Genomic DNA, 17,316 nt, shown 5'->3' with positions numbered 1-17,316 from the left:
ATGAATTTCGTGAATAATTTCAGTAGCACGATTGTGAGTGAGCGCCTCCCGGGCGACGTCGACGCGGGAGTGTCGCCGCCCTTCGGCCGCGCGGGCGTCGGCATTCCTCTTTTGAGGCAGTATTGGCGGATTGCTGTACGCAGAAAGTGGGTCATCGCCGGGGTGATCGCTGCCTCTTTCATGTTGGGGCTCATTATAACGCTGCTGATGACACCCCTGTACACTGCCACGGCGACGATGGAGATTGCGCGACAAGGAGAGAACATAGTCGATATTGACGGTGCTGACGTCGGAAGCAGGCCGGCGGCCGCTGACCTCGAGTTCTACCAAACGCAGTATTCCTTGCTCGAAGCCCGGTCCCTAGCCGAGAGGGTCGCCGCCGAGTTGCGGCTTGCTGAGAATGAGCAATATTTCGAAATGTTTGGGGAAGATCCGAACGCTCGCGGTTTGTTCGCGGAACAGGTAGGGAGGGACCTTACCTCCGAGCAGCGCGCAGCGCGCCAGAAGATCGCCGTCGACATACTTCTCGAAAATATAAGCATCTCTCCCATCCGCGGATCGAGTCTCGTCGACGTAAGCTTCACCAGTCCCGACCCCACCTTATCCATGAGAGTAGTGAACAGCTGGGCTGAGCATTTCATTGGATCGAATCTGGATCGCCGCTTCGAGGCCACGTCCTATGCGCGCAAGTTCCTCGAAGATCGGTTGGAACAGCTTCGGCAGCGGTTGGAGGCTTCTGAGCGGAGGCTAGTCACTTACGCAGCTCAACAGGGTATCGTTAATGTTGCCTCGGAGGAACGTAGTGCTGGAGGAAATATCGTTAGAGAGCGCTCGCTTCTCAGCGAAGAACTTTTGAGCCTGAGCAACGAATTGGCGGAAGCCACGGCCGATCGCATTCGCGACCAAAGCCTCGTAAACGGCGACCCCGGAGCTAGTGCTCGAGCGCTCGACAATGTCGCCATCGGCGCGTTGCGGCAGAAGCGTGCCGAGGTGTCCTCTGAATACTCCAATATGATGGCGCGATTCGAACCAGAATATCCGCCGGCAAAAGCTCTCGCTGAGCAATTGGCAGCCCTCGACAGGAGTATAATACGAGAGGAAACGCGAGTAGGTCAAAGTATTCAGAATCAATATCGTGATGCCGTTCAGAGGGAGACTGCTTTGGCGGATCGCGTCGAGGATCTCAAGTCACAAATGGTCGATCTGCGCCGTAGAAATATTGAGTATAATATTTTTCAACGCGACGTTGACACGAACCGCGAACTGTACAACGGTCTCTTGCAAAGGTACAAAGAAGTAGGCATTGCCGGGGGTGTTGGTACCAACAATATTTCAGTTGTGGATGCCGCGATATTACCGGAGCAGCCATCCAGCCCAAATCTTGTGTTGAATCTTTTGCTTGCACTCTTAGCCGGCTGTGCGTTGGCGGCAGTCGCGGTGTTCGCCCTCGAGCAGATTGATGAAGCACTGAAAGATCCGGCTGACGTGACGAATGCCTTGGGTGCCCCCGTCCTTGGAGTGATTCCGGCATCCGAAGAAAACCCCCTTGACCTTCTTGGAGATCGTAAGTCGGATCTCGCCGAGGCTTATCTATCACTCCAGACGAGCCTGCAGTTCTCCACGGACCATGGCCTGCCTCGTGCGCTGGCAGTGACGAGTACGCGCGCTTCGGAGGGCAAATCGACGACAAGCTACGCCATCGCTCAGTCGTTGGCACGGACCGGCCGTTCGGTCGTGCTTATGGATGGCGATATGCGGTCGCCGTCATTGGCTCAGTTTGCTGGAATACCCAACGATCATGGGACAAGCAATTTCCTGGCCGGCGACGACAATGTGGACAGATTGATCAGAACGCCGGAGGGACTGGGCTTTTCGATCGTACCAGCGGGGCCAAACCCGCCTAACGCGGCTGAATTGCTGACGGGATCGAGGCTCAAGCTCCTGATCGATGAGCTCCTGAAACGCCACGATCATGTCGTGATTGATTCGCCGCCGGTCTTGGGCCTGGCTGATGCTCCCTTGATCGCGAGCCAAGTGGAGGGTGTGGTCTATGCCGTCGAGTCGGGGGGGGCTCGGTCGAGCATGATCCGGTCCGCGCTCAGCCGCCTCGCGGCCGCTAATGCTAATGTTCTTGGCATTGTTCTCACCAAGTTCGAGGCTAAGCGCGCGGGTTACGGGTATGGCTATGATTATGGCTATGGCTACGGGCGCGACCGGTCGAAGGCGGGGTAGACGACTGGAGAGCAGCGAAGGTGGCGCGCCAAAAGACCCGGGTTAAACGTTGGGGCATAATCCGCGGCCTGATCATCACGATCGCGGCTTTGGCGGTGGGGGTGACGGCCGCCGGTCACAGCATAGCCAATATAACGGCGGACTATGCTCCCGACGTGGCGCTAAAGTTCGCGCCGGATCACCCGGTCGCTCTTGCCAACAAGGCTGACGTTCAGTTTCGCCGTGCTCGGCCCGAAGAGGCGATGCGGCTCGCCCGGCGTTCCATCCGCGCAACAGCATTGTCCAGTGAGGGTTTTCAGGTACTTGGGCTAGTCCAGTCAGCCGAATTCGAGGCGGACAGGGCCGCGCCTGTCTTCGAGTACAGCAGCCGCCTCAGCCGGCGCGAGATTCCCGTGCAGGTCTGGCTGCTTCAGCAGGGCTTGCTCAACGGCGATGTTGAAGGCGCTTTGGGGCGCCTTGATGGTGCGATGCGCGTGTCCGAACGCAGCCGGCCAAGTCTCTATCCGATATTGGCGAGCGCGATCGCGGCCGATGACCTCGTTGGTCCGGTTAGGGAGCTATTCGCCGCGGATCCCGTATGGCTGCAGGGGTTTCTCCTCTATGCCGTTCAAAATAGCGCCTCCCTTCCGAACCTTGCTCGGATCATCATCGCCCTTCCGCCGGACTCGGCGGCGCGCACCGTAGACAGGCAATCGATGGTGTTGCGCGGCTTGGTCGCAGCGGGCGAATTCTCCTCCGCCCGGACGTTCATGCAAGCGGTCGCGCCGGTCCGCGCAAGCGAGCTCGTGCGAGACCCCTCATTCGTGATCAATGGGCCCTATGCGCCGTTTGACTGGGCCTATACCGCCGGAGTGACTCTCGGAGCTTCGCCCAGAGGCAAGACTAAAGGGGGGCTTCGCTATTACGCCGACACCGGCCAAGGCGGCTTGGTCGCCGCCCAGCTCATCGCCCTCGGTCCCGGGTCCTATCAGCTCGTAAGTAAGGGCCGTACATTGTCGTCTCATCGTGAAGGCGGGGCGGTCTGGAGCGTCCAGTGCACCGGCGGCGAGGCGCTGGAACTCGCACAAATGCAAATGCGAAAGAGCGCGGGCGGCGATGCGGAAATTAGTAGCGAGATATTCAGCGTTCCCCTGTCGGACTGCGCGGCCCAGTGGCTTCATTTGAACGTTCAAGCAACTTTTTCCCCAGGTGGAGTGGAAGGTGTCATCAATGGTGTTGAAATAGGCCTGCCTATCGCGAACGAGAGGTAGCTCACCTCATCGAGGCGCGCTGCGCAGTGTTGCGAGATCGAGGCCGCGACCCCCTGCCCACTATTTTTGGTCTGGAAATGCCTGGGGACAGTATATGACCCCGTATCGGTTCCCTGTGGCTTCATCGCATCCTCGAGGAATGGTGACCGTACCAAGCCGTGGAATTCGGGAGTGCGCCAGGGGAGAAGATGGAACTCGGGGATTGCAGGTGGCGTCCAAGGCAGTTTTTGATATGAGCCGCGGGTCGGTAGTAGGAACGATCAGCAGCGAGAATGCCTAATGATTTGGGAAACCTCAATAGATTCGAATAATGCCGAGCAGAGCTTCCGGGAACTCGTCGACGCGTGGAAGCAGGATCGGGCGAAGGTATTCGTGTTGCGCGGCCAGGATATCGGGGCCAATCCCCGCGCCTTCTACGATAGCCATTTCGCCGATATAGGCCGTCCGGTCGCGCTTGCGGAGGATGTGATATTGGGCAGCCGCGATCAGCAGCGGACAGGCGAAATCTGGATGGAGGTGAGGTACGATCCTCAGCACCCCGACGCCTATCGGCATTCGGCCAATGCCCAGCCGCTCCACACGGATGGTTCCTATATTCCCTCCTTTCCCAACGCGACCCTGATGGCTTGCGTCGCCAATGCCGGCGAAGGAGGCGAAACGACCTTTATCGATGCGGACGATCTGGTCGCCTGCCTGGAGCAGGAGGCGCCGGACCTGCTCGATGAACTCGAATCGCGGACGATGCCGCACGCTCGTTCCGGCGATCGACGCGAGGAAAAGGTCATTGAGCGATCGGGCGATTCGACGCTCGTCAGCTGGAATTACTATTGCGTCGATCCGAACGTCGATGCGGAAGGCCGGGCGCTGGCAGATCGGTTTTTCAATTATTTGCGGGCGTCGCCGCTGGTGAAGGAACGCACACACGCCGTGAAGCTGGGGCCGGGGGATGCGGTCACATGGAAGGATCGACGGGTCCTTCACGGGCGCAACAGCTTCATGGCCAGCCGCGAGTCGGAGCGCTTTCTATGGAAGTGCGCAATCGACGTCGGGAATTTCGATGGCGACTGAAGCGTTCCGGCCAAGCCGGGCGAAAAGACTGATTCTTGGAACTATGCGCCTGCACGAGATCGACCGCACCGTCGATCAGTGGCTCGGCTTTTTCGCCACGGCCTTTCGCCTGGGGGTCAGGACCATTCATAGTTCACTGGAATATGATAGCTTTCCCTTGCTCCGCGAAATTCTGGGCCGATTGAGGCGAGAGCATCGCGACGTGGAATTCCGTCACATGGTCAAGCTGGGCGATCCTCATTTCGATGAGGAATCGTTTGACGCTGAGCGCTTTTCTGCCCGCGTCGATGGCTACCGTTCCGCGCTGGGCACAGAGCGTGTCGACGATGTCCAGTGGATGTGGCGCGGCGGCTTGGATGCGGATGGTGAACGGATAGACCGATTTCGCAAAGCCATGGACCAAATCGGGTCAGCGGCCGACAAGCTCAAGGCAGCCGGGCGGATCGGCCGATTGTTCTGCTTTCCTTACACTCCTGGGTTCGCCGAGGCGGCGCTGGACGAGCAGGCGATCGATGGCTTGGCGGTGTATCGCAATGCACAGGAGAGCGACTACGATCGGGCGATCGACCGCGCAGGCGAGGTTGGCAAGCCCTGCATCATCATTCGCCCCTTCAATGCCGGCAAGGTTTTTGAAGGCGCGGACACCGGGCCGACCACGGCCATTCGGTCAGCCTTGGCGAAGCCGGCCATCGAGGCGGCGGTGCTGTCCACGTCGAATATCGGCCACCTTCAGCAGCTTTTGCGCGTTATCTGAAGATGAAACGCCTGTTCGACCTTCTTTTTCTTCTTCTTCTGCTGCCATTTGTGCTGCCGCTGTTCGCGCTGATCTATGCTGCGGCGCGCGTGAATCTCGGGCCGGGTGTGTTCTTCGCACAGGAAAGGGGTGGCTATAAGGGCCGGCGTTTCACCTTGTGGAAGTTCCGTTCGATGACCGATGATCGCAATGCCCATGGCGAGTTGCTTCCTGACGCGGAGAGGATCACGCCGTTCGGGCATTTCCTGCGCTCGACCAGCCTCGACGAGCTTCCATGCCTGCTGAATGTTGCGAAGGGCGAGATGAGCTTCGTCGGACCCCGTCCGTTCATGGCGGATTATCTGCCGCTCTATACGCCCGAGCAAATGCGCCGACACGCAGTCATGCCCGGGATTACCGGATGGGCCCAGGTGAACGGCCGCAATTCGCTGAGCTGGGAGCAGAAATTCCTGTTAGACCTGTGGTACGTGGACCACCAATCATTCCTCCTCGATCTCAAAATCCTGGCGTTGACGGTCCGCAAGGTCGTCGCGCGCCACGGCATCAGCGCAGAAGGCGAGAGCACGATGCCCCGGTTCCGCGGGACCGGCGAATGAGCAGTCTCTTCGGCCTGTATGGCGCGAGCGGCTGCGGCCGCGGGATCATGCCGCTGGCACGCGAGAGCTTGGGGGCATCGCCGACGGCTCGGTTGGTTTTCATCGACGATGCGCTTGCCGGCCAGCGTCTGAACGGTCACGAGGTAATGGATTTTGACACCTTCTGCCGCGAGCCCGCCGATAAGCGCCATGTCGCGGTCGCCATCGCCAATCCATCGACGCGGGCTGCTGTAGTGTTGAAGTGCGCAGACGCCGGGCTCGATTTCTTCGGCGTGGCCGCCACCAATTGCGTTCGGATGGATGAGGTAGAGGTCGGGACGGGCGCATTGATATCGCCGTTCGTGACGCTCACCAGCAACATCCGGATCGGACGCCATTTCCATGCCAATCTCTATTCCTATGTCGAGCATGACTGTGTGATTGGCGATTTCGTCACCTTCGCGCCGGCGGTGCGGTGCAACGGTAATGTTCACATCGAGGACGGCGTCTACGTCGGTGCCGGAGCATTAATCCGTCAGGGAAAGCCCGAGGCCCCGCTGCGCATCGGCGCCGGGGCGGTCATCGGCATGGGCGCGGTTGTGACTAAGGACGTGCCGGCGGGAGCGACGGTCGTCGGCAACCCCGCCCGGCCGCTCGCCGCGCGACGCGGCTGAAGCACAATAAGGGGTATGGCGAGAATGTCGCGAACGGAGGAACGCAGGTGCCCCTGATTGGACGCATGCAGCGCGACAAGGTTGTAGGCCTTCATCCGGAGGTTCGCGCCGATAATTTCACAGCACTTGACTGTGACCTGTGCTTCTATTCCTTCGTGCGCTCGCTCTATCATAGATACACCGTCAAGCGTGTGCTGGACTATGGGGGCGGCCGCAACCGGTATGAGCAGGATTTCAATCCTGACGTGGACTCATGCCTCATCCGCGACCTGCGCGACCTTCGCTTCGGGAGCGCCGAGGTGACGGCTGTCGACATCGATCCCGAAGTACTAAGCCACCCGACTTCCCATCATCAGCATGTTCTAGACGCGTCCGGGAAGCTGCCGTTTGAGGCGGATGCCTTCGATCTCATCGTCTCCGACTATGTTTTCGAACATGTCGACGATGCCAGCGCCGTCGCGAGGGAGCTGCAGCGCGTCCTGCGGCCGGGCGGCTGGATTGCGGTGAGGACGCCTAATCGGTTCGGCTATTTGAAGCTTGCCGCGTCCCTCGTTCCCAATAAGTGGCATGACGCCGTGCTGGGCTTCGTTCAGCCGCATCGAAAGACTGTTGATACGTTTCCCACCCGATATCGGCTCAATTCGCGCGCCGATATCGAACGGCATTTCGATCGCTGCCGTGTCGCGACTATCACCGATAGCTGGGAACCGGCCTATTTTTTCGGGCGGCCATGGCTCTACCGGCTCTTCCTCGTCCTCCATAAGGTCTTGCCCAGGAAAATGGGGACCGCCAGCATCTTCCTTCTGCAAAAGACCTGATCCAAGGAAACGCCGGTCGACGACCCTGCGAATACGGCCGCCCCAATTCGCGGCCTCAGTCGGCGGCGGCGTCTTTCAATACGTGCGCGACGATTTCACATACCCGTTCGACCTCTTCGTCGCAGAGCGTCGGGTGGGTAAGAAACATCAGGCTGGTCTCGCCGAGCTGCAGCGCGTTCGGCAGGCGCTGCGCCGGTCGCCAAGGCGTCCCGTCGAACGCCTTCTCGAGATAAACTTCCGAGCAGCTGCCCTGGTACAGCGGCACGCCGCGCGACACGACTTCTGCGACGATCCGATCCCTGTCCCAATCCGGTCTAAGCCCTTCGGGGCACACATAGGCGTAAAGACGATAATAAGCGTGCTGCATCCCTACCGGCCGAGGAATCCGAATGGCCCCCGGGAAGGCTTCCAGCATCTCTGTGAGGCGCGTCGCGATTTCGGTCCGGCGAGCCGTCCAGGCCGCCATCCTGCCGAGCTGGATTCGGCCGATCGCCGCCTGTACCTCGAGCATGCGCCAGTTCGTGCCGAAACTTTCGTGCAGCCAGCGAAAACCGGGCGGATGCTCACGCCGGTAAACGGCTTCCCAGCTTTTCCCGTGATCCTTATAGGACCACATGCGCGACCAGAGTTCGGGGTCGTCGGTGGTGACCATCCCTCCCTCCCCGCCTGTCGTCATGATCTTGTCCTGGCAGAAGGACCAGGCGCCGGCATCGCCGAAGCTGCCGACCATGCGGGAGTCTATCGCGGCGCCATGCGCTTGCGCGCAATCCTCAATGACTTTGATATTGCGGGGGCCGGCTAAGGCCATAATTCCCAGCATGTCTGCAGGCCAGCCGGCAAGGTGGACCGGAATGATGGCGCGCGTCCGATCGGTGAGGACGGCGGCGATCGTCTCGGGCGAGATGTTGCCGCTGTCGCGATCGACATCGGCAAAGACCGGAGTGGCGCCCGCAGTGACGACGCAGGAAATCGAAGCGATGAAAGTGCGTGGTGTGACGATCACTTCGTCACCAGGTCCGATACCGAGGCCCCGCAGCGCCAAATCGAGGGCGAGCGTCCCATTCGACACGGAAACCGCATGATGGCTCCCCACCCAGCTCGCGAACTCACGTTCGAACGCCCGGCCTTCCTCGCCAGTCCAGTAATTCACGTGGCCCGATGCGATCACCCTGGCAGCGGCTTGCGCCTCTTCTTCCGAATAGGCGGGCCAGGGAGACAAAGACGTGTTGAGCATCGCGCTCGTTCCTCGATGAATAATCCGAGAGATTCGGAGGCGCTGTGTATCGCCTGTGTCGGCGCGAGGCCAGTGGAGGGAGGCGCTCTTCCTGGAACACGCATAGCGGCTGGCATCGTGATGGGGTTTATGGCAGGGCGGCCAGGGCAGGGGCTGCGGACCGCCGATGGAAACTCCGTCGCCGCAGATTCGCTTCATGCCCGTGCCGCATCTGCCGTTCCCGCGGCCGCAGCTTAAGGTTCAGGATTCTTCATGGCAGCCAAAATCCTCACCGTCTTCGGGACCAGGCCCGAGGCTATCAAGATGGCGCCACTAGCCCTGCTGCTCGCGCGTGATCCTCGTTTCGAAAGTCGGATTTGCGTCACCGGCCAGCACCGCGAAATGCTCGACCAGGTGCTGGACCTGTTTCGGATCAGGGCCGATCTCGATCTCAACGTAATGAAGCCCGGCCAGGATCTGACCGACCTCGCCTGCTCGATCCTGATCGGCATGCGGGAGGTATTCACCTCTTTCCGGCCGGACCTGATGCTCGTCCACGGCGATACCTCGACCACGCTCATCGCTACGCTCGCGGCCTATTATCATCAGATCCCCGTCGCCCACGTCGAGGCGGGGCTGCGCACCGGCAACCTCTATTCGCCTTGGCCCGAGGAGGCGAACCGCAAGCTTACCGGCGCGCTCGCCGAACTCAATTTCGCGCCCACCGACGTCGCCGCTCGGAATCTTCACCTCGAGGGCGTCCCCGCCGACAGAATAGTAATCACCGGAAACACGGTAATTGACGCGCTGCTTGAGGTAGTGAACCGGCTCAGGGCCGACGACGGCCTGCGTGCGGAGATCGCAGGTTCGTTTCCTTTCGATCTCGGCGAGCGGCGCCTGATACTGGTCACCGGTCATCGGCGGGAGAGCTTCGGCGAAGGCTTCGAGCGGATCTGCCAAGCCTTGAGCGAAATCGCGACACGTTTCCCGGACGTCGACATCGTCTATCCGGTCCACCTCAACCCCAACGTTCGCGAGCCGGTGATGCGCTGGCTCTCCGGGATCGACAACATTCATCTAATCGAACCGCTGGACTATCTGCCGTTCGTCTTCCTGATGGATCGGGCCCATCTGATCCTCACCGATTCCGGCGGCATACAGGAGGAAGCGCCGTCGCTCGGCAAGCCGGTGCTGGTGATGCGCGACACGACCGAGCGGCCGGAGGCAGTCGCCGCGGGCACCGTCAAGCTAGTCGGCACGGACCTAGAGGCGATCGTTGCCGATACGGCACTGCTGCTCACCGACAATCAAGCCTATGACCGGATGAGCTTCGCCCACAACCCGTATGGCGACGGCAAGGCCTGTGCGCGGATCGTGGAGGCGCTTGACGCATGGGTCACCCGGAACTCTCCAAACCTGTAATGGAATGTTTTGAATCATGAAACTGGACACGATTTCAGTAATCGGCCTCGGCTATATCGGCCTGCCGACGGCGGCGGTGCTCGCCTCCGGCGGGCGAAAGGTGATCGGGGTCGACATCGATGCCAAGACGGTAGCCACGATCAACCGCGGCGAAATCCACATCGTGGAGCCCTTTCTCGATGCGCTGGTGAGTCGCGTGGTCGCCGACGGTTTCCTGAAGGCGACGTCGACCCCGGAGCCGGCCGATGCGTTCCTGATCGCCGTGCCGACTCCGTTCAAAGAGGACCATGAACCGGACCTGCACTATATCGAGAGCGCCAGCCGTTCGATCGCGCCGGTGCTGAAGCGCGGGGATGTCATCATACTTGAGTCCACGTCGCCCGTCGGCGCGACCGAGCAGATGGCAAGGTGGCTCGCCGAACAGCGCTCCGACCTTCGCTTCCCTGCGAACGGCGAGGAGTGGGGTGAGGCAGACGTTGCTATCGCGCATTGCCCCGAGCGGGTTCTGCCGGGCAATATCTTGCACGAAATAGTCCATAACGACCGCGTGGTCGGCGGGCTGACGCCGGCATGCTCCGAAGCGGCCGTCGCCCTCTACAGCAGCTTCGTCAAGGGCGAGTGCATTGTCACGGACGCCCGAACGGCGGAGATGTGCAAGCTCACCGAAAACAGCTTCCGCGACGTCAACATTGCCTTCGCCAACGAATTGTCGGTCATCTGCGAAAAGCTCGGTATCAATGTCTGGGAGCTGACCCGGCTGGCCAACCGTCACCCGCGGGTCAATATCCTTCAGCCGGGGCCTGGTGTGGGCGGGCATTGCATCGCCGTCGATCCGTGGTTCATCGTCCACTCCGCGCCGGAGGAGGCGCGTCTGATCCACACGGCCCGCATGGTCAACGATTTGAAGCCGCATTGGGTCATCGAGAAGGTCGCCGATCTCGCCCGTGGAATGAAGCAGCCGGTCATCGCGTGCATGGGACTGGCGTACAAGCCGGACGTGGACGACCTGCGCGAGAGCCCGTCACTCGAAATCTGTCTTGCGCTGGCGGAGCAAGGGCTGGGCCGGGTTGTCGCCTGCGACCCCTTCGTCGACGCCCTTCCGGACGCCCTGACGGCTAAGGACGTCCGGCTGGTCGAACTTGACGAGGCGATCACGGCGGACATCGTCTTGTTTCTGACCGCCCACGGTCCATTCCGAGCCATCGACGCAGGACTGCTCGACGGAAGGATCGTCTATGACGCGTGCGGTCTTCTACGATAGGTTCGCCGGATACTGCCGCGGCGCCTGAATCGGCCAGGCCTTCGACGAGGCGTCGCGGCGGATTGAGCAGCCGTCTATCTCAGGTTCGAGATGCTCACGCGGCCCTGCGCAATACCGCTTTCACGACCGCCTCGATAATCTTCGGCTGATCCGCCTCAACATACGGGTGCATGGGCAGGCTGAACACCGACGTGGCAAGCGCTTCCGAGATCGGCAGGCCGCGAGGGTCCGTCGGGAAAGCCGAGTAGGCGGTCTGCTGGTGCAGTGGGCGCGGGTAATAGACGGCGGTCGGCACCCCCTGATTCTTCAGTTCCGCCATTATGTCATCACGGCTCTGGCCCGGCCGCGCTTTAACCGTATACTGAGCCCAGACCGAATTGCAGCCTTCCGGCACCGCCGGCACGTCGAGATAGGGAGCGAGTTCGCGCGCATAGGTCTGGGCCACCCGTTCCCGCGTTTCGAGCTCGTCGGCATAGATGGCGAGCTTCTCGATCAGGATCGCGGCCTGAAGCGTGTCGAGACGCGAATTGAGGCCAATGCGTTCATTATCGTATTTGTGGCTGCCCTTGCCGTGGACCCGATAGGATTCCATGAGGGTCCGCAATTCCTCGTTGGCGGTGAAAACCGCGCCACCGTCGCCGTAGCAGCCGAGCGGCTTGGCCGGGAAGAACGAGGTCGTGGCGATATCGCCGATCGATCCGGTAATCCGGCCCTTATAGCTGGCGCCGAAGCCTTGAGCGCTGTCCGCCACAATCCACATGCCGTTTTCGTGCGCGATCGCCTCGATCGCATCATAGTCGGCAGGCAGGCCGAACAGGTCCACCGGAATCACGCCCGCCGGTCGCAGGCCGCTTTCACCCGCGTGGACAATAGCTCGCTTCAGGCTTTCGACGTCGAGGTTGAACGTGTCTGGAAGGACATCGACGAACACGGGGGTGGCGCCGGTCATCGGCACGATTTCCGCTGTCGAGGCGAAGGTGAAGCTGGGGCAGAATACGGCATCTCCCGGCTTGGCCGCGAGCGCCATTAGCGCCAGTTGCAGCGCGTCGGTGCCGTTGGCGCAACCCAGCGCGAAACGGGCGCCGCAGAAGGCGGCGAGCTGCTGCTCAAGCTTGGAAACTTCGGGCCCCATAATGTAGTTGCCGGCATCGAGCACGGCGGCGATGCGCGCGTCGAGCTTGTCGCGGATACGGCGCTGCTGCGCGGCCAGGTCGATGAATGCGATCGTCATTTGGTGTTCCTGAGTTGAAGTTGGTCGTCGAGCTCTTCGTACTGCTCTCCGGTACGTGGGCATTTAAGGTCCGGTCCAAGCCGGTCGCCGGCGCGAGACACCCAGCCAATGCGGCGGGCGGGAACGCCGGCGACTAGGGCATAATCCGGCACGTCATGGGTGACGACAGCGCCGGCGGCCACCATCGCATATTCGCCGATCGAATGGCCGCAGACGATCGTGGCATTGGCGCCGATCGTCGCACCACGGCCGACCGGCGTCCTTGCGAACTCGTCCTTGCGCTCGACTTCGGCGCGTGGCGTCAGAACGTTGGTGAAGACGCAGGAAGGTCCACAGAACACGCCATCGGCAAGCTCCACGCCCTTGTAGAGCGCCACATTGTTTTGGATCTTGCAGTTGTCGCCGATCCGCACATTCGGGCCGGCCATGACATTTTGGCCGAGCACGCAATTCTCTCCAATGTGGGTATTCGGAAGAATGTGCGTGAAGTGCCAGATCTTGGTCCCCGCCCCGATCGTGGACGGGCTGTCGACATAGGCGCTTTCATGAATGAAGGGCGGAGGACGGTCGGTCATAAGTCAATCTTTTCCCATCGAAGCGGCCAGCTCGGCCTCGGCCCTGCTGAGGACTTCGAGCACCCGCAATCCCTCGTCTCCATCGGTTAAAGGCGTGCCACCGGTTTCGATCGCTTCGACGAAATGTCGGCATTCGTTCCTCAGCGGCTCGCCGCGGGGCACCGATAGATATTCGGCCGCGTTCGCATGTGGAACGGGTACCGGACCGGACGTATCGATGCGATGGCGGTATAACGCGAGCTTCTTGTCCCAGTCCGGAATGCTGTCCTCGAAGACGAGCATTCCATGTTCGCCGATCACGACCAGCCGCTGTTCCTTGAACGGATGCAGCCAGCTCGAGGTGACGTGCCCCGCGATGCCGGAAGGAAAACGCATATGGCAGATGCACCAGTCGGCGATGCCGGGCGTGACGTACGACGCGCCTTGTGCGGTAACGGTAGACGGCGCCTCGTCTACGAGAGCCAGAATCATCGAGAGGTCGTGAGGCGCGAACGACCACATCACATTTTCCTCGACCCGGAATTTTCCGAGGCTCAGCCGATTGGAATAGACGTAGCGCAATGCGCCGAGTTCGCCCGCCGCGGTGATCCGCCGCGCCTCGTTGAAGACCGGATGATATTGGAGGAGATGGCCCACCATCAGGCGAACGCCGGCATTTTCAGCCGCCGCTATCACCCGCCGCGCATCCTCGGGATCAAGCGCGAGCGGCTTTTCGACGTAAACATGCTTCCCCGCGGCGATCGCGCGTTCGGCGAGCCGCGCATGGCTCTCGGCGGGAGTGGCCAAGGATACTCCGTCTATCGACGCATCAACAAGCACGGAATCGAACGTGGTGGCGGGGACGCGATATTGCACGGCCATCGCCTCGGCCGTCGGCGGATGTCCATCGACGACCGCTGCGAGCACGCCGAGCTCGGCGAAGTTTCGCGTGAGATTGCGACCCCAATGGCCGCAGCCGACCTGAGCGATACGAGTCATGTGATCACGCTCGGATGACATGGGCCGCGTGACGGAACTTGCCTCTGGTATCGATCAGCAGCGGCGCATGCTCCTGGATCATCTCATAATCGAAGGCGCTGTGGTCGGTGAGCAAAACGACCGCATCATAGGATGCGAGCGTGTCCGGCGTGACCGCCACGGACGCGAGATCGAATCGATGCTGGCGCATTTTGGGGAAGGTTTTCCAGTAGGGATCGGAATAATCCACATGGGCGCCGCCGTCGCGCAGCCGTTCCATCACTGTTACCGATGGGCTTTCGCGCATGTCGTCGACATCGCGCTTATAGGCGATGCCCAACGCCAGCACACGGCTACCGTTAAGTGCCTTGCGTTGTCGATTGAGCGCCGCGACGACGCGGTCAACGACATATTGCGGCATCGCGGCGTTCACCTCGCCGGCAAGTTCGATGAAGCGCGTGTGGACGCCGAATTCGCGCGCCTTCCACGTCAGATAGAAAGGATCGATAGGAATGCAGTGGCCGCCGATGCCCGGACCCGGATAATAAGCGGTGAAGCCGAACGGCTTCGTCTTCGCCGCATCGATGATCTCGAAGACGTCGAGCCCCATCCGCTCCGAGATGATCTTCATCTCGTTGACCAGCCCAATATTGACGGAGCGGTGGATGTTTTCGAGCAGCTTGACCATTTCCGCTGCGCGCGTCGAACTGACCGGGACGACATGGTCGATGAAACGGCCATATAGGGCGAGGCCGGCATTGAGGCAGGCCGGCGTCGTGCCGCCAACAATTTTGGGAATGCTGCCCGTCGAAAAATCGGGATTGCCCGGATCCTCTCGCTCCGGCGAATATACGAGGTGAAAGTCCTTGCCGGGAACCAGGCCGGCGCGGGTCACGTAAGGCAGCAACACTTCGTCTGTCGTGCCCGGCCAGGTCGTGCTCTCGAGCGAGAGAAGCTGACCCGCCCGCAAATGAGGCGCGAGGGCGTCCATGGTGGCGGTAACGAACTGCAGGTCCGGCTCCTGCATCTTGCTTAGCGGGGTGGGGACGCAGATGACCAGCGCGTCGCATTCCGCCGCGCGCGAGAAATCGTCGGTTGCCTCGAAGCCCCCGCCAACGAGAGCTGTGATCGCCGCGTCCCCGATATGCGTTAGCGGACTTTTCCCTTGGTTGAGCGAGGCGATGCGATCCTGATCCACGTCGAAACCGATGACCTTGAGACCGGCATCGTGCATGCTGATCGCCAGTGGTATTCCGACATACCCCAGTCCGATGATTCCCGCAGTCGTAGGTCCGGATTCGCTTTGCATTGTTCCCCGCTCTTCTGGCGCACGGCGCGGGGTCCCTTTACAGCCTCTTCAGGATAATTAAAGGGGTGTCTCAGCGACCATATGTTCCGAGACCTGAGATAAGCTGCTCGGCCGGTCCAAGTAACTGAAGGGCAATTCTGATAGTCCTAAACCTAGGACTAGGAAAAATTCCGTCAAGCGGCCAGATTTTTTACAGTCGGATAGGCAAAGATTAGAGGTTCACCAGTCTGTCATGCGCGAATACCGGATTTGTTCAAATTGTGTGATGGATACGACCGATTCACGTATCACCTTCGATGTAGATGGTCTCTGCGATCATTGCCGCACGTTCCGCGATGACGTTCTCCCCAACTGGCATCCCGACGAACGCGGCGAAGCGGAGCTGATACGGATCGCGGACAAGATACGTGCCGATGGCAAAAATCGGGGGTTCGACTGCATTCTCGGGATGAGCGGGGGGTTCGATAGCTCCTATATGCTGCATATTGCCGTCACTCAGATGAAGCTGCGGCCGCTTGTCTTCCATGTCGACGGAGGTTGGAATACCCGGGTCGCCGTCCAGAATATCGAAAATGTCGTGGAGAAGCTTGGGCTGGACCTGTTCACCGAGGTAATCGACTGGGAGGAGATGAAAGACCTGCAGCTTGCCTTCTTCAAGTCGGGTGTTTCACATATTGATATCCCGCAGGACCATGCGTTCATCGCGACCCTCTACAGGTTCGCGGCCAAGCACAATATTAAATATATCCTCAACGGGTTCAACTATTCTACCGAATGTGTGCGTAATCCACTTGAATGGATCTATCACGGATCCGACATGAGGCAGTTCTGGGACATACAAAAGAAGTTCGGTACTAGATCGCTCAAAAATTATCCGATTAGCAGCATATGGTACCACAAGCTATATTTGCGATATATTCGGCGGATCGAGATGGTGCGCCCGCTTAATTACGTGCCCTATGTCAAGGAAGAGGCGCGCCGGGTGATGGCGGACCTCTATGGGTGGGAAGCGTATCCTCAGAAGCACTTCGAGTCCCGCTTTACTCGCTTCTATGAAGGATATTGGCTGCCGACGCGGTTCGGCTACGATACGAGGCGTGTTCAGTTTTCCAGTCTCATACTCACTAATCAGATGACGCGAGAAGACGCGCTGAAGGAGCTGGAAAAGCCGGCTATTCCGGTCGATCAGGTTCCGCATGAAATCGAATTTGTCGCTACCAAGCTCGGCATAACCCCGGAGGAACTGATCACTTATCGCGACATGCCGATCAAAAGCTATCAGGACTACAAGTCGCAGGAGAAGTTGTTTGAGATCGGAGGCAAATTCCTCCATCTGATCGGTAAAGAGCGGACGCTCAAGCGATGATCAGCATCCTCGACTACGGCTCGGGCAATATCAATGCGATTGCCACGCTCGTGAAGCTGTCTAACATTTCTTATGAGATTGTCACGCATCCTGGGCAGCTCGCATCGGCGACGAAAATTCTCCTTCCGGGCGTCGGCGCTTTCGATCGTACTATGTCGACTTTCCGGGCATCCGGCATGGCCAACGCTGTGCGCATGCGCCTTGAAGACCGGTCCGTAGCCTGTCTTGGCATCTGTGTGGGAATGCACGTGCTCGCCAATTCCAGCGAAGAAGGAAGCTTGGAGGGCATGGGCCTCGTTCCCGGCCAAGTGCGCCGATTTCACCCGGAAGATATTCCGGAGAGCCCGAAGGTGCCGCACATGGGCTGGAATACCATTGAGGTGCACAAACCGCACCCGCTCCTGGCGGGCATCGATATGGCGCAGGGGTTCTATTTCCTCCACAGCTATCATTACGAGTGCGACAGCGCTGACGACGTGATCGCGACCGCTCGGCACGGGCGCGATTTCGACGCGGTGGTGGGAACTGATCGCGTCTTCGGGGTCCAGTTCCACCCCGAAAAGAGCCACGACAACGGCATCCGGCTGGTCCGGAATTTCGTGGATCTTTGA

General features: G+C 60.2%; 16 protein-coding genes. 11 read left to right on the top strand and 5 right to left on the bottom strand.

Going from position 1 to position 17,316, the window contains the following annotated elements:
- The 7 genes from VIR62_RS14480 (at position 1) to VIR62_RS14450 (ending at position 7,371) form a co-directional block, all read left to right on the top strand.
- Positions 1 to 2,232, top strand: a complete 2,232-nt coding sequence (locus VIR62_RS14480) for a GumC family protein (protein WP_431872397.1) — start codon at positions 1 to 3, stop codon at positions 2,230 to 2,232.
- A 20-nt stretch (positions 2,233 to 2,252) separates the two neighbouring features.
- Complete coding sequence (locus tag VIR62_RS14475; protein ID WP_431872396.1) at positions 2,253 to 3,482, top strand: hypothetical protein; 1,230 nt, start codon at positions 2,253 to 2,255, stop codon at positions 3,480 to 3,482.
- Between the two features lie 279 nt (positions 3,483 to 3,761).
- A complete protein-coding gene (locus tag VIR62_RS14470) occupies positions 3,762 to 4,550 on the top strand; it encodes a TauD/TfdA family dioxygenase (RefSeq protein ID WP_431872395.1) in 789 nt (262 codons plus the stop codon).
- Complete coding sequence (locus tag VIR62_RS14465; protein WP_431872393.1) at positions 4,540 to 5,304, top strand: hypothetical protein; 765 nt, start codon at positions 4,540 to 4,542, stop codon at positions 5,302 to 5,304. The genes VIR62_RS14470 and VIR62_RS14465 overlap by 11 nt, the downstream gene beginning before the upstream one ends.
- A gap of 2 nt (positions 5,305 to 5,306) precedes the next feature.
- Positions 5,307 to 5,900, top strand: a complete 594-nt coding sequence (locus VIR62_RS14460; RefSeq protein WP_431872392.1) for a sugar transferase — start codon at positions 5,307 to 5,309, stop codon at positions 5,898 to 5,900.
- Positions 5,897 to 6,553: an acetyltransferase gene (locus tag VIR62_RS14455; protein ID WP_431872390.1), complete on the top strand. Its 657-nt coding sequence runs from the start codon at positions 5,897 to 5,899 to the stop codon at positions 6,551 to 6,553. The genes VIR62_RS14460 and VIR62_RS14455 overlap by 4 nt, the downstream gene beginning before the upstream one ends.
- 47 nt (positions 6,554 to 6,600) lie before the next feature.
- Positions 6,601 to 7,371 carry a class I SAM-dependent methyltransferase gene (locus tag VIR62_RS14450; RefSeq protein ID WP_431872388.1) on the top strand — a complete coding sequence of 257 codons (771 nt, stop codon included), beginning with the start codon at positions 6,601 to 6,603 and terminating at the stop codon, positions 7,369 to 7,371.
- 55 nt (positions 7,372 to 7,426) lie between these two features.
- On the opposite strand, the gene VIR62_RS14445 is transcribed toward VIR62_RS14450, so the two are convergent.
- Positions 7,427 to 8,605 carry a DegT/DnrJ/EryC1/StrS family aminotransferase gene (locus tag VIR62_RS14445; protein ID WP_431872387.1) on the bottom strand — a complete coding sequence of 393 codons (1,179 nt, stop codon included), beginning with the start codon at positions 8,603 to 8,605 and terminating at the stop codon, positions 7,427 to 7,429.
- A gap of 252 nt (positions 8,606 to 8,857) precedes the next feature.
- Between VIR62_RS14445 and wecB the strand changes: the two genes are divergently transcribed.
- Positions 8,858 to 10,006: a non-hydrolyzing UDP-N-acetylglucosamine 2-epimerase gene (gene wecB, locus VIR62_RS14440; protein WP_431872385.1), complete on the top strand. Its 1,149-nt coding sequence runs from the start codon at positions 8,858 to 8,860 to the stop codon at positions 10,004 to 10,006.
- A gap of 16 nt (positions 10,007 to 10,022) precedes the next feature.
- Positions 10,023 to 11,267, top strand: coding sequence for a UDP-N-acetyl-D-mannosamine dehydrogenase (gene wecC, locus VIR62_RS14435; protein ID WP_431872383.1), 1,245 nt, complete (start codon positions 10,023 to 10,025; stop codon positions 11,265 to 11,267).
- 94 nt (positions 11,268 to 11,361) lie between these two features.
- On the opposite strand, the gene VIR62_RS14430 is transcribed toward wecC, so the two are convergent.
- From VIR62_RS14430 to VIR62_RS14415, 4 genes are read right to left on the bottom strand one after another with little or no spacing between them, the layout of a single operon-like run.
- Positions 11,362 to 12,498, bottom strand: coding sequence for a DegT/DnrJ/EryC1/StrS family aminotransferase (locus VIR62_RS14430; protein ID WP_431872382.1), 1,137 nt, complete (start codon positions 12,496 to 12,498; stop codon positions 11,362 to 11,364).
- The gene (locus VIR62_RS14425; protein ID WP_431872380.1) at positions 12,495 to 13,073 is read right to left on the bottom strand and encodes an acyltransferase; all 579 of its coding nucleotides are present in this window, start codon (positions 13,071 to 13,073) and stop codon (positions 12,495 to 12,497) included. The genes VIR62_RS14430 and VIR62_RS14425 overlap by 4 nt, the downstream gene beginning before the upstream one ends.
- 3 nt (positions 13,074 to 13,076) lie before the next feature.
- On the bottom strand, positions 13,077 to 14,051 hold the full coding sequence (locus VIR62_RS14420) for a Gfo/Idh/MocA family protein (protein ID WP_431872378.1): 975 nt from the start codon (positions 14,049 to 14,051) through the stop codon (positions 13,077 to 13,079).
- Between the two features lie 4 nt (positions 14,052 to 14,055).
- Positions 14,056 to 15,339 (bottom strand): nucleotide sugar dehydrogenase, encoded by a 1,284-nt coding sequence (locus VIR62_RS14415; RefSeq protein WP_431872377.1) that lies wholly within the window; start codon positions 15,337 to 15,339, stop codon positions 14,056 to 14,058.
- 232 nt (positions 15,340 to 15,571) lie between these two features.
- Between VIR62_RS14415 and VIR62_RS14410 the strand changes: the two genes are divergently transcribed.
- Positions 15,572 to 16,705 carry an N-acetyl sugar amidotransferase gene (locus VIR62_RS14410; protein WP_431872375.1) on the top strand — a complete coding sequence of 378 codons (1,134 nt, stop codon included), beginning with the start codon at positions 15,572 to 15,574 and terminating at the stop codon, positions 16,703 to 16,705.
- Positions 16,702 to 17,316: an imidazole glycerol phosphate synthase subunit HisH gene (gene hisH, locus VIR62_RS14405; RefSeq protein ID WP_431872373.1), complete on the top strand. Its 615-nt coding sequence runs from the start codon at positions 16,702 to 16,704 to the stop codon at positions 17,314 to 17,316. The genes VIR62_RS14410 and hisH overlap by 4 nt, the downstream gene beginning before the upstream one ends.

This window comes from Allosphingosinicella sp., from assembly GCF_036570505.1.
Lineage (GTDB): Bacteria > Pseudomonadota > Alphaproteobacteria > Sphingomonadales > Sphingomonadaceae > Allosphingosinicella.
The sequence above is the reverse complement of the archived record's forward strand: the minus strand, read 5'-3'. Positions and strand labels throughout refer to the sequence as shown.